At 43.5% G+C, this 12,237-nt stretch carries 13 protein-coding genes and 2 pseudogenes; 6 read left to right on the top strand and 9 right to left on the bottom strand.

Going from position 1 to position 12,237, the window contains the following annotated elements; all coding sequences use genetic code 11:
- Positions 1–125: 125 nt before the first annotated feature.
- From DESGI_RS18205 to DESGI_RS18190, 4 genes are all read left to right on the top strand, one after another.
- Positions 126–608, top strand: coding sequence for a PH domain-containing protein (locus tag DESGI_RS18205; protein WP_006520539.1), 483 nt, complete (start codon positions 126–128; stop codon positions 606–608).
- Entirely contained in the window at positions 595–2,052 is a 1,458-nt protein-coding gene (locus DESGI_RS18200) for a PH domain-containing protein (RefSeq protein WP_162141533.1), read from the top strand. Before DESGI_RS18205 ends, DESGI_RS18200 begins: the two co-directional genes overlap by 14 nt.
- Before the next feature lie 297 nt (positions 2,053–2,349).
- Positions 2,350–2,742 carry an IolE/MocC family protein gene (locus DESGI_RS18195; protein ID WP_006520537.1) on the top strand — a complete coding sequence of 131 codons (393 nt, stop codon included), beginning with the start codon at positions 2,350–2,352 and terminating at the stop codon, positions 2,740–2,742.
- Positions 2,743–2,929: 187 nt separating this feature from the next.
- Complete coding sequence (locus DESGI_RS18190; protein WP_157872809.1) at positions 2,930–3,142, top strand: hypothetical protein; 213 nt, start codon at positions 2,930–2,932, stop codon at positions 3,140–3,142.
- Positions 3,143–3,214: 72 nt separating this feature from the next.
- On the opposite strand, the gene DESGI_RS18185 is transcribed toward DESGI_RS18190, so the two are convergent.
- From DESGI_RS18185 to DESGI_RS18155, 7 genes are all read right to left on the bottom strand, one after another.
- Positions 3,215–4,222, bottom strand: a complete 1,008-nt coding sequence (locus DESGI_RS18185; RefSeq protein WP_006520536.1) for a GerAB/ArcD/ProY family transporter — start codon at positions 4,220–4,222, stop codon at positions 3,215–3,217.
- 565 nt (positions 4,223–4,787) lie between these two features.
- Positions 4,788–5,396, bottom strand: a complete 609-nt coding sequence (locus tag DESGI_RS18180) for a class I SAM-dependent methyltransferase (RefSeq protein ID WP_006520535.1) — start codon at positions 5,394–5,396, stop codon at positions 4,788–4,790.
- 320 nt (positions 5,397–5,716) lie between these two features.
- On the bottom strand, positions 5,717–6,073 hold the full coding sequence (locus DESGI_RS18175; RefSeq protein WP_006520534.1) for a hypothetical protein: 357 nt from the start codon (positions 6,071–6,073) through the stop codon (positions 5,717–5,719).
- A 144-nt stretch (positions 6,074–6,217) separates the two neighbouring features.
- Positions 6,218–6,649, bottom strand: coding sequence for a VOC family protein (locus DESGI_RS18170; protein WP_006520533.1), 432 nt, complete (start codon positions 6,647–6,649; stop codon positions 6,218–6,220).
- A gap of 273 nt (positions 6,650–6,922) precedes the next feature.
- Entirely contained in the window at positions 6,923–7,297 is a 375-nt protein-coding gene (locus DESGI_RS18165; RefSeq protein ID WP_006520532.1) for a DUF1697 domain-containing protein, read from the bottom strand.
- Positions 7,294–7,596, bottom strand: a complete 303-nt coding sequence (locus DESGI_RS25840) for a hypothetical protein (protein WP_006520531.1) — start codon at positions 7,594–7,596, stop codon at positions 7,294–7,296. Before DESGI_RS25840 ends, DESGI_RS18165 begins: the two co-directional genes overlap by 4 nt.
- 209 nt (positions 7,597–7,805) lie before the next feature.
- The gene (locus DESGI_RS18155; RefSeq protein ID WP_006520530.1) at positions 7,806–8,387 is read right to left on the bottom strand and encodes a nitroreductase family protein; all 582 of its coding nucleotides are present in this window, start codon (positions 8,385–8,387) and stop codon (positions 7,806–7,808) included.
- 107 nt (positions 8,388–8,494) lie between these two features.
- On the opposite strand from DESGI_RS18155, the pseudogene DESGI_RS26520 reads away from it, so the two are divergent.
- Both DESGI_RS26520 and DESGI_RS18150 read left to right on the top strand, forming a co-directional pair.
- Positions 8,495–8,593: pseudogene (locus DESGI_RS26520) on the top strand (SEC-C metal-binding domain-containing protein); the annotation flags it as partial.
- A gap of 190 nt (positions 8,594–8,783) precedes the next feature.
- Positions 8,784–9,233, top strand: a pseudogene (locus tag DESGI_RS18150) (IS1634 family transposase N-terminal domain-related protein); the annotation flags it as partial.
- Between the two features lie 48 nt (positions 9,234–9,281).
- On the opposite strand, the gene DESGI_RS18145 reads toward DESGI_RS18150, so the two are convergent.
- Complete coding sequence (locus DESGI_RS18145) at positions 9,282–9,587, bottom strand: LbetaH domain-containing protein (protein ID WP_006520528.1); 306 nt, start codon at positions 9,585–9,587, stop codon at positions 9,282–9,284.
- Positions 9,588–10,805: 1,218 nt separating this feature from the next.
- Positions 10,806–12,053, bottom strand: a complete 1,248-nt coding sequence (locus DESGI_RS18130) for a hypothetical protein (RefSeq protein WP_015618003.1) — start codon at positions 12,051–12,053, stop codon at positions 10,806–10,808.
- Between the last annotated feature and the right edge of the window lie 184 nt (positions 12,054–12,237).

The following is a 12,237-nucleotide window of genomic DNA, read 5'->3' as shown; positions in this document are numbered from 1 at the left end:
GACACTGTCGGTGCCTATATCACCGTTATATATTGTTACTGACAAGGCGAACGCTGCCAACATTACCTAAAATATGTTATATTAAATCATGGTACACCCGAGGATGTTAAGGAGAGGGATAAAAATTGCGTTCCGAACCCAGCGAGCGGATTGATAGGCGAATTGTGCAGGTGTGGAGAATAAGCGGGTTTTTAGAGGCTTTGGCTCTAGGAGCGGTGGGTATTGGTCTGGCGCTATTACTGGTTAAATTGTTTCATTGGCCGGATTGGGTGCCAATACTGCCGGTGGCGGCAGTTGTGATATATGGCGGGCTTGAAGTAACGGTACTACCCCAGCTGCGCTGGGAACGCTGGCGTTACCAGGTTAGCAGGGAGGAAATTTACTTGCAGAGAGGGGTTTGGTTTATCAAACGCACCTTAATTCCCATGACCCGTATTCAACACGTAGATACTGCACAGGGTATATTGATGCGCCGTTATGGCCTGGCAACCGTGAACGCCTCTACGGCGGCAGGCACCCACCAAATACCTGCCCTATCGGAGGAAGCGGCCGATGAGCTCCGGGACCGGATTGCCAGTCTGGCCAGGGTGTCCAATGATGATATCTGAGCCCCGCCGCCTGCACCTGCTGGGGATTCTATTGGGAGCGTTCAAGCTGTTAAAGGATTTCCTTTTGCCACTGGTCATCTTTCTCGTTACCCGGATTTTACAAAGGGGATATTCTCCGTTCTGGCTGTTTGTCACCGGGACGGTAATTATACTGGTCGTTCTGGCCTGGGGCCTGGTTAGCTGGCTTCGTTTTACCTTTCGGGTGGAGAACGGGGCTTTGGTTGTTGAACAAGGGGTGCTGGTACGCAAAAGGATCGTGATCCCCCGTGAACGTATTCAGGCCATTGATTTCAATCAAGGGGTATGGCATCGTTTGTTTAATGTGGTATCTGTGCAGGTGGAAACAGCCGGTGGGGAAAAGCCCGAAGCTATTTTATATGCTCTTTCCATGCCGGTTGCTCGGGAACTTCGTCAGAGTCTGTTGCTATCTGGAGTAGAGGAAGGCCGAAAGGGTGTTAGCGGTGCAGCGATATTAAAAAGGCTTTCTTTTAAGGAGTTGCTTTTGTTTGGAGCCACTTCCGGTGGTGCCCTCGGACTGGTGGTTTCCTTGTTCTCCGGGGCCTGGGCCTTGCTTGATGATATAGGATTGGAACTCAATTGGCAGCAGTATGTTAACTGGGTTTGGAGCTATGTAAACCTGATGTATTTAATTTTGTTTACAGTTTTAACGTTATGGCTATTAGCCACGTTGGGAATGGTCTTTAAATACGGTGGTTTTACGCTGACCCGCTCCGGCGATAAACTTCAAGTTGTCTATGGGTTACTGCAGCGGCGTCAGGTATCCATACCCGTGGGACGTATTCAGGCTGTTCGCTTGGTTGAGGGAGTGCTGCGCCAGCCCTTGGGTTGTTTTACATTGCATGTGGAAAGTGCCGGATATGGGCCGCAAAGTCACGAAAAGACGCTACTATGGCCGCTGGCCCGGCAAAAGGAGTTGGAGTCTTTACTTGGGGAGTTTCTACCGGAATTTGCCATAAAAATCCCTTTGCAACCACTGCCTTTTAAAGCTATGCGGCGCTATGTGCTACGGGGTTTTATTCCGGGGATTTTGCTGGTACTGCCGGTCTTGGCTTGGCTGCCCCGGGGGGAACTTGCCCTGGCATTGCCAATATTGGGAGCACTCTGGGGTTTCTGGGGATATAAAAGCGCTGGTTGGGGGGTGCAAGGTAATATGCTGGCGGTACGCTCCCGTAGTTTAGCCCGGACTACGTTCATTGTTCCAAACCGCAGTGTGCAGTCTTTTTCCACTAGTTATACAATTTGGCAGCACCGGGCCGGTTTCATGAGCTTTGATCTGGATCTGGCTTCCCAGGCTAGTTTTGGACTGACTGATATTTCTCTAACTGATGCTGACACGCTGACCCACTGGTTTGGGCAGCGCCATCGGGGGAACTTTGATGAAACTTGGCCGCATACTCGTGACTTTAGTCATGAAAAGATATAGAAAAGTACGGAGGAAAATGACTCGCTAGATAACTCTAGCGTGATAATATTACATTATCACGCTAGTTAGGGTATAATAATTTAACTAACAATTATTACTAATTTGCTTTAAAAGTAGTGATGATCGGCCTTTGTAGTCAAATGTAAAAATATGGCTAAGTTCTGGAAAACTGGCGTGATAATACTTTTAAATAAATTAACCCTTACTAAAACCAATTAATATACCAAGTGTACTTATCTGTTAGTAAGGAGGTTATAAAAATGTTAAGATAAGGATAATTAGCAGAGGAGGGATTTTATGAAAGGAACCAAGCTATTTTATATTACCATACCAGTTGTTTTATTATTTTTAACTATTGCTTGCAGTCAACAACCAGACATCAATGTAAGTGAAATACTTGGGAAATCGGAAGAATTCCTTGAACAATCAGTGAAGATAGGTACAACATCATCTTCCTTTGATGGAAAAAAAGATATAAAGTTTAGACTTATGATGGAGGAGCATCCAACAGAAAATGAAGCAATAATTTTATTTAATCAAATACTGGACAGTTTTGAAAAATACTCAAATAAATCAGATATATGGAATTTTTATAATGGATATTTTGATATAAAAAGTTACGACAACGGTATAATTTATAAGGCTACTAAGTTAGCCGGTGAAGATTTGCAGGTGTCTCCAAGCAAATAAGAACTTAATTATTATTGAAAGAACAGGGTGGAATTGTCAAATTGTTTATTTGTTTCACTTACAACGAATAAACTAACCCGCTGAACATTATGTTAAAGATGTCCCACAGGGAGAAATAGGTTATAATGAACATTAGTAGATAAGTGTGAAGCAAATCAATGATTATTTATATTTTGTGGGGTGTTATTTGATAAAATACAAAAAAGAACTGTTAAACGCGTTAAAATTTTCTTTAAGCATTTGTGTGGGAACAATGCTTGGATTAGTGGTTATTCCGTATTTTTGTTGGGGTCAAACGGGCAGATTATGGGGTTCTTTGGCTGGAACTGCTATTGCTTTTACTGGTATTTTTGCAATAAGAATGGCGGTTATAATATATCGCTCTAAACCGGCAAAATGAGCATAATTTTTTTAGTTTTATTTTAGACCATTTTGTTTAAAATGTGTGGTTTCTTAAGCTAACGGGGTAGTACTACTTTATAATTTTCTCCTTTACGTAAACTACTCCTAAGAGTAACAATGGAATCCCAAACTCCACAGGTATAGCTATCATTCCAAATAGCTCCAAACTAAAAAACTTTCTCAAATCTATGTAAGAAGAAAACATTAAAATGGAGAGACTAAAAATAATAACGCCTATTGGTAAGATGAGTGGGCGATAGGTATTTAGGCCCAGCCATTGTTTGATGGAAGCTACCGTGGCGTAGTAAAAAAAGGTAGCTGTCAAAAAACCGGTACATGTCCAAGCTACTAAGAACAGCGGTTCAATCCGTTGAATAGAATTAGCTATATTGATTAAACGAAATATGGTATAAAACTGGTAATTAGAGCGAACCGGAATGTCTGGTCCTATAACCATTACGATTGCAATAGATACAAGAAACATAGCCAAACCGACAATGGCGATGGATAACAGGAGGGTCTTCTTGGCTCCTGTTTTTATGTTCAATGAAGGCAAAAGGAACAGCCAGGAAACGACTAGGCCTAAATACGGTACTTCCACAATGGCATCGACTATTACCGGTCGCCAGCCGTCTTCCAGTGCCGGCAACAGCATTAAAAAATTCATGTTCGGTATATTAAACAAAATACCTAAGACAGTAACAAAGAGAATGATGGGAACGAAAATTTCCGCGATGCGAGCAATAACCTCTAAGCCGTTTACTGAGGCGTAAGCGGCCATGAGTAATATAACACCTGTAAAGATATAGATAGGGGTCTCGGGCATGATATAAGTTAAATATAATTCTGCGAAGTCGCGGGTAGCCATTGTAGCTATTAGTAAAAAAAAAGTTATGTATAATAGACAAATAAATCCGCCTAACCATCTACCGACAATCTGCTGGCTATATTGAATGACGGTTTGCGAAGGGTATCTCAGGCCCAGGGTAATTATCAAATAACCACCAGCTAAACCCAAAGTGGTCGCTAAAACCGCTGACAACCAAACATCATGTTTGGCACCGCCAAACGAGATCATCGGCATGGTTCAGATTATAGGCAACAATAAAGTGCCGAGAGTAAGCATGGCGGCCTGATAGTTACTTATTTTAGTATCATTAGCGTTCATAAGTTACTCCTTTTAAGGGAAAATATATATTATAATGCCACATAAAGCGTTATAAATATTCAATCCTGCTAAAAGGTGGCGATAGTTAATAAATTCACAAAGATAATGGACGCAACGTAAATCACAATGGCATTGTTTCAAAAGTTGCGCCGTTCAATTCAATTTCAGTTACTGGGGCAAAAGCAACGCCAACATTGGCAAACAGTGGTCCGAAGCCGATGACTTATACAGCGAGATTTAATTATCTAGTTTTAGTTCATGAGGTCAGAATGTCCAGGGAAACTTTTGAAAAAATAAGAGGAAAAATAAAAATATAACTTAATTGGAAATTCCCAGGGTATTTTTTAAATGCCCTGGGAAAAACTATTTGATCGCCGTATTACAATAAAGTTCAACCAGATTACCGAAAAGCGCCGTAAAGCCGGCTTTAGCCGTGGGGAGGTTCAGTTCCAACCAAGCTGATCTAAATTATGCATTACTCAATTTTACAAATATAAATCGCAGAACGCTTACCGGTAATAATGACTTTAAGATTGCCGAACTGATTCATCAATTCATCCCTGATGTTCCCTATGAAGTTAAAATAGTCTCCGCCTTCCAGCCATTCTGCAATGTCGGTAATCAATGAACGGTGTTCGTTATAGTCGAACAAAACAGCTGTATGCCTGGCAACTCTTCTCATCTCATTATAAAGGATCAGCCTCTCCTTTGGCATAAGCCCGTGGGCAACATAAGATGATATGGTCAGGTCAAAACTTTTATCACGGAATGGTAGCCCGTTAAGCACATCGCCATGAATAAACCGAATAAACGGTTCGTTCGGTTCTGTTTTTCCGGCCTTTTTTGTAGCAATCGCCAGCATAGCTTCGGCAGGGTCGAGCCCGGTCACCCCCAGACCATATTCTTGAAGCACCTTGCATAATGCTCCTGTGCCGCATCCTATGTCGATGACGCTTTGATAGTTGGAAAAATCCAACTCTTCTTTGGCATTATCGAAAATGTTGCGGTAGTTCCTCACTTGCCAATTAAAAAAGAGACCGTAAACAGCGGCAATTCTATTGAACAAGAATGTTTTTTTCCCCATCTTCAAATCCTTTCTACTCGAAAGCAGCTTGGACCTTTTTTCCTATCCATTCAGCACATTCGCGGACAATCGCTTTCTGTGTCAGTTCATTGCGAAGCTTTACTTTTTTGACATCAATACTACCGACTCAGCAGTAGATTGCATCCAATCAGCCTTCACACCTAGTACTCGCCTTCTTGGGCAATCCTTGCATGGGTGGCACTAAATGCTTACTGCATCGTATTGCTCCTTGTAAGCAGCGTAGCCACCTCAACGTGCCTTGAGGATACAAAAAAGATGACGGGTAAAGATGGGTAGGGCCCTGGCGGCAGAGTATTTTATCACATAAGAATATTTTCAATTGCTTCCGATGCCCATTGATTAAATAATGGCCTATCGCTGAGCAACGGAGCGTCAATCCAATCTATTATCATGGTGTTGCAATTACCAAATTTTCCAATCACTTGGTACGCGGGCAGCAATTTTGATACGGCATGTTCATAAAAATCGGGCTCAACAGTTGGAGGAAGCTGTGATTTATAAATCAGTTTTTTCCCATTATCTAGCGTTAACTTCTGCATACAAGATAACGGCCATTCATAAATCGTATTTCGACTTATAATACGGATACCGAGTATATCGGCTAATTCTTGATCCGAATGCATTAATATGTCTGTAAAAGCCGGATGTGTGATCATGTGATATTAATCACCCCCGCAGTATTATGTTTTGACCAGCAAGCAGGCCGTTTTTACATGCTTTGAACGGTTAAAAAAGATGCCGGTTGAATCAGGCAGCCCTTTGGCGGCAGAATAGCGCTGTATATATATTTTATATATAGTCTAAAAAACAAGCATCCCATGTTCATCATAGTTAAAACGGGGGCCCCAGGCTACCTCCCAATAGTATCCGTCGGGATCGGAAAAATAAGCATGATACCCTCCCCAAAACACATCTTGGGGTTCTTTTGCGATGGTTGCGCCGGCCTTTCTTGCAATTTCAATTATTTCATTCACTTCGTCCTTCGTCTCTACATTATAGGCCAAAGTAATTCCGGCAAAGCCCGTGCCCAACGGCGGCGGATTATCGGATGAAATATCTTCCGCCAAAAGCGGCAAAGGATACAGCTCAAATTTTGTTCCCGGTGTATTAAAAAAGATTACAGGGGGGTTATCCTCAGTTTCGTCCGTCTGAAATCCCAGTCCGTCTCTGTAAAATCGGATCGAGCGTTTCATATCGCGAACGCCCAGGCAGATACAAGTTATTTTATTCATGATTTCCTCCCCTAAGTGTTTTTTTTTAAGCAGGCAAACGCATTCCACATGCCTTGAGGATACAAAGAGATGGCGGGTGAAGCTGATATCCCCCCTTGGTGGGGAAAAGTCTTATTGTGTGGATGTGGCGAGCTGCGCCAGTTTGATCGCCGTAGTTGCGTTCCTTACGGTTATGCTTTGGTATGTCTTGGTGCCGGAAACCTTTGACCATCTTGTTCGCGAAAAGGTTTCCATAGGCGCAGACCAAAAGATCACCTTGCCAACCTTTTCATATTAAGGTTTGATTTCGCCAACCTCGGTGCAAACATCCTCCGCAGTGGCGGGCGGTATCACAAAGATGGCGTTATGCTTCGCGCCGTTCGGGATATTCCACCATTCCGGCGCATGATCAAGCGCATTCGAGAGTTCTTCAGCGGAGATAATCGTAACGGATATGCCTAATCCGAATTGTTCCGAGATCAGCGCCTCGCATACCGCTTGAAGCGCATCTTCGCTGTCGTTGCCCGAAAAGATTACATTCCCGCTGTTAATATATGTCCGCGCATCAGTGAAACCAGCTTGCCGGAACGCCTCCTTCAACTGTTGCATGGATATTTTGTTATTGCCGCCTACGTTGATTCCCCGAAGGAGGGCAATATATTTTTTCATGCTGCCTTTCCCTTTCTCTGATCGTGACCTTGATCGTATCTCCGGGCTGTTTCGCGGTTTCGGGTTAAGGAAGCAGCGGGGAAGATAAAAGGCGGTACCGGCGATAAGGTATACACTTTTCCATTTAGCGCGGCGTTGGCCTCGGCATCTCGCACCGCTCCGGGCACCACCTCGTAACCCCGCACCTTTTTGTCATATCGTGCAATATAAAGAGCAATAGTGTCTACTCCGAAGTACGCATCGGCCACCTGCCCATGCCCTTGCAAAGCGCCGCAATCCAGCGCCTGTCTGCGACGCAACGCAAATCATAATGGCTCTGTTTCAAAAGTTGCCGCCGTTCAATTCAATTTCAGTTACTGGGACAAAAGCAACACTAACATTGGCAAACAGTGGTCCGAAGCCGATGACTTATACGGCGAAATTTAATTATCTAGTTTTAGTTCATGAGCTAATAAAAACACCCGACCCCCCCCACTTCCTTCTTAAAATTGGTCAAGCTATTATGCATCTAGCGAATAATGTGTATGACATTTTTGCGTGGCGCAGCTGGTTTAGATTCTTCTGCTGCATAGCCTATAACAACCGATCCATATACAATATGGTTTTCCGAAATATCCAAGTCTGTCAAAAGCTCACGGATTAAAGGCATATGAGTAAGTCCCGGCAATTGATTTAACCAGCAGGAACCGATGCCAAGGGAGTGTGCCGCCAGCATCATATTGCCGATGGCTAAAGCTGAATCCGGCATGGAATTCCCGTCGTCTTTTAAATTAGAGACAATAATAAAGGTAGGTGCATGATACAGGAAGTCCGCGTTCTCGTCTTTCGCTTTTTCAATCAGGCTCACAACATAAGGGTGGGTTTCCGGCACAACCGGAATAGATAAAAGGGTTTGGCGGATAGCCTTATTGACCTTTTTGATTGCAGCCGCATTTTGTATAGCGGTAAATTTCCAGTTCTGCATTCCCATCCCGTTCGGGGCGTAGCTTCCTGCCATGAGAATAGTATTTAAATCCTCCTCCGGTATCTGATCCTCTTTGAAAGCACGTATGCTTCTTCTTGTTAATATGTTTTCTATTATATTGTTCATTGTCAGTCTCCTTCTTTGGATAAAATGGGGTCAGGCTTAAACTTGTTTAAACTTACTGTGCTCGAGGAAATTTTGAAAGGCCTAATCGGCCTTCAAAGCCGGTAGGGAGAAACGATCCATGCCCTTGTGGTAGTGGGAAAAAATATAACTCAAGTTTGACACCCAAACCCCATTTTTGGCCCATTCCAAAAACAAGAATGCAGTAAAATTAAGGCTTTGCGGGTTTTGGCGAACGAAATTTTTAAAAAGTGTTGTGTCACGCCTGACAGTAATTGTCTGTTAATTCCTAAGGTTGCATGATAAAATAATAGTGTTATGTATATTCGCAAAACCACTAACAAGAATAAAGACGGCACAGTCCGTACATATGTTCAAATAGTATAAGGTTATCGTGAAAACGGTAAAGTGCGGCAAAAAGTCATTGCCAACTTGGGCAGGCTGGAACAACTCCAAGAAGGCGAGATCGACAACCTTTTAGAGCATCTTAGTAAATTTTCCAAGGAAACCTGGATTAAAAGCCGTCCTGAAAACCTGAAGGTAGAATGGACCAAACAATGGGGTCCAGCTCTGGTCTTCCGTTGCTTGTGGGAGGAACTTTCCATAGGGCCGCAGCTACGCACTTTTTGGGATTCCACCGAAAAAACTTCTCCCCTTGAAGAGGCCGCTTTTGCCATGGTTCTTAACCGTTTATGTGACCCACAGCCTAAACTGGGTGTCAGTGAATGGATAAATACAGTGCACCGGCCGGAATTCAAGCAATTAAAGCAAACCCACCAAGTTTGCGTATTAGAATTTATAACGCTACTTGGTGGGCTTTTTTTATTTAAGAACACAATAATGGCGTAAGCAACAGAAAATTAATCGATGCTCATTGGAGAGAACTCTTTAATAAAATTATAATGGGTTGTAATTTTTAATTGGTTTGGCTGGAACGCCTATAGCTAAGACATGGTCTGGTATGCTATTAGCAACAGTAGCCCCACTGCCAATTAACGACCAATCTCCTATGTTTACTCCATTTATAATACTTGACCCGATGCCTATGTAAACACCAATACCTATTTTTACACTACCTGCTATCATTACACCTGGCATGATGCTAGCAAAATTGCCTAATATAGTATCATGCCCAACGGTGCAGCCAAGATTAATGCTCGGTAGGTTCTGGGTCTGGCTTTCGCCATTCCCAAAACCTACCACAAGGGGACAGTCCCTCACCACGTTAACAGTTTAGCAAATTAAAGCAAAGCTCGTGAACCCTCTAACCACTGCTGCACCATTTATTACCAAGGAAAATTTCATTACTCAACAATGCGGTGGGCGTTTCTACGCCAGCGGTAAGCAAATGGGAAACTGGAGGTTCCCATAGTTAAAGATACCACCCTACAATCCACGCTTACCTTGCCTGTGATAGTAAAGCCCGAACAGGGCTTCCAATAATAAAGCGTCATGCCGAATATGAGGGCATGACGCTTTATTATTGGGCGGTAAGCCGAAGCAAAATATTGACGCTGGTAAGCGGCAATGATTTGCAAGGCGCAGCCGCAAGGGGGGTATCCAAAGGGGGCAACGCCCCTTTTGGCACACGACTTTGCGGAGCAAAGTGTAGTATGTTATACGCTCTGTCGGCGTTGCCGCAAAAATGCCATTGCCGCCGTGGAGGGCAATGGCGTTTGAAGCGGCAGGAAAGCGGGCGGGAGTTTGCGGCAGGGGAAACCGCAAATGACAGTCCGCTTTCATCAGCGGACAGAGCGTATATGGAACCCTCGTCTATCGTCCGAACTTCGGGCCAATTTGACCCGAAGTCCCGCCGAGCATCAAGAGGGTGTTCCTCCTCTTGAACTCTCCCCACTCGCCGTGTGGCAGAGGTTCCCATGTAAAGAACATGGGAACCTTGCGGTTCAGTGTGAGGCTCCGGCCTATGTCAATGGGCTTTCGCAGCATATGCTCCGTTTCGTCCGCTATTCCACGTTCCCATTGACAACGCCTCCCGCCCGTGGAGCATATGCCCTATTCCTGTTCTTTGGAGGAGGCCGGGGGCGCGGGGGCAGAGCCACCGCATAAACCAACCAATTGCCACAAACGTAGCGAAGCCGGTTTTGCCGTACAATGGTATGGGCGAAAACGGGGCCGATTTTCCTCACCCTGTTCCCCGTTTTCGGTAAGGCCATGACACGGCAAAAATTCAGCCAGTCAAGGGTTTAAGAGTGGAGATTTTGCGTCAGCAAAATACTAGTCGGCCCTTGACTGGCTGGATAGGCGTAACGGCTTAATTTTAAAGCAAACCTGCAAGGGTAGTGAAGCCGTTTAGATGCTTTTGCGGGATTACTCTTTCTTTTGCATCAACCCTATTGATAAGATAGGATTTGTAAGCTCATCATAATGCTTCATTCCCCTGCTAAGCTAAATTAGAAAATACTAATTTAGCAACCTATCTGCCATAGCTTCACCAAAAATTTCCGCCATATCAGACTGTTTACCATATTCGAAACCTATCCTTCCATCATATGTCATGGAATCACAGGAATCGGTAGCGATAAATACACGCAGAATTTTGCCGTTCTCGCGTGTGAACTTTATCGAAGCAATGTAAGGACAGCCGGAAAAACCGTATATCTCCTCACTGTTTATCGCTCTATCCATGAGCTTTGACAACGCATTGAGCTTTTCCGGATCATTTACGGTCTGCGACCGCAAATCAGTGGTATAGGAGCCATCGGCTTGCTCTACACTTTCCGGGAAATCAATACTGGCACTCTTGAGAGGAATTTTAAACCATTGTGCATCAAAGCTTCCGTAGTCTATTTCCATGACATTCTTTATTTTATCCATAACAAAGCTATATACGGCTTCGTTGTATTCAAGGGCAATAAATCCCTGCTCATCCATAGTAGACATGATATAGCCTGCTGAATTACTATTGCCCATAAACTCATATTGCTTCCCGTCTATATGCAGTCTGGCACCTGTTGAGCGTATGGAGCTGTCTTCTGTATGCAGATACTTCCATGCATCTTGTCGTGATTTTACATTATCTATAACCTCCGAAGAGGAGAATAGGCTGCTAATTTCTTCGAGTTCATTGCCGCTTATGTTGATGAAACAGGAGTATGGCGATGAATAGAAATTTATGGTATCCTTGTCTTGATAATAAAATTCAATGCAGGGAGAATTTGCGCTATATAACGACAAACCTGCGTTTTTTCTAATAAAATCAAGCCGATCTCTTCCATTTTGCGTAAATGCAAGAATGAATGTCTGATTTGCATATTCATCGGAGCTTTTGCTTTCACTGAAGCAAAAGCAGTCAAGGTTTTCGTTCCCAAAAGGTAACTCAAGAAGATCATAGCCTTCAAGCTCATATAGAATGTTTGAATTAATATCCTTATCGTAATAGCCGATTTGAAGAACTTCATTCTTTGCACCGGCTTCTGAAAAATATCCTATATCAATGCTGCTAAAATCATCATATACGGGAGCATCCTTACGCCGGACGGCCAAGTAATAATCCATGCCATCTCCTGCTGTTCGCCCTATGATATCGTAATGTCCCATCAGCATATCAGATACTTGTTTTGTTCTGCTTTCGTCCATCTGCTGAAATGAAGCACCATCAATATAGCTTTCAACAAGAGCAATATACTCTTCCTGCGGAGTAAGCGGCATTGGCTCCGGTGTTGCATTCATTGTGGTTGGAGATATGGAATCCGTATGCTTATCACTTTCAGAAGCTGGCCTCGTACACGAAACTGTTAAAAGTGTAACAAATAGTAATATAGCAAATAAGTACGTTTTTTTAATATTTCAGGTACCTCCCAAATATAGATATGATTATTGAACTTTAACTGGC

Origin of the sequence: Desulfoscipio gibsoniae DSM 7213, assembly GCF_000233715.2 — a bacterium.
Lineage (GTDB): Bacteria > Bacillota > Desulfotomaculia > Desulfotomaculales > Desulfallaceae > Sporotomaculum > Sporotomaculum gibsoniae.
This window is presented reverse-complemented; position numbering and strand designations above follow the sequence as displayed.

What these genes read in the sequence shown, in the direction of transcription:
- DESGI_RS18185 (WP_006520536.1), bottom strand. Translation starts at nt 4,222, where the DNA reads ATGATCTCGTTTGGCGGTGCCAAACATGATGTTTGGTTGTCAGCGGTT.
- DESGI_RS18130 (WP_015618003.1), bottom strand. Translation starts at nt 12,053, where the DNA reads ATGCCGCTTACTCCGCAGGAAGAGTATATTGCTCTTGTTGAAAGCTAT.
- DESGI_RS18175 (WP_006520534.1), bottom strand. Translation starts at nt 6,073, where the DNA reads ATGATCACACATCCGGCTTTTACAGACATATTAATGCATTCGGATCAA.
- DESGI_RS18200 (WP_162141533.1), top strand. Translation starts at nt 595, where the DNA reads ATGATGATATCTGAGCCCCGCCGCCTGCACCTGCTGGGGATTCTATTG.
- DESGI_RS18195 (WP_006520537.1), top strand. Translation starts at nt 2,350, where the DNA reads ATGAAAGGAACCAAGCTATTTTATATTACCATACCAGTTGTTTTATTA.
- DESGI_RS18180 (WP_006520535.1), bottom strand. Translation starts at nt 5,396, where the DNA reads ATGGGGAAAAAAACATTCTTGTTCAATAGAATTGCCGCTGTTTACGGT.
- DESGI_RS18165 (WP_006520532.1), bottom strand. Translation starts at nt 7,297, where the DNA reads ATGAAAAAATATATTGCCCTCCTTCGGGGAATCAACGTAGGCGGCAAT.
- DESGI_RS18170 (WP_006520533.1), bottom strand. Translation starts at nt 6,649, where the DNA reads ATGAATAAAATAACTTGTATCTGCCTGGGCGTTCGCGATATGAAACGC.
- DESGI_RS18155 (WP_006520530.1), bottom strand. Translation starts at nt 8,387, where the DNA reads ATGAACAATATAATAGAAAACATATTAACAAGAAGAAGCATACGTGCT.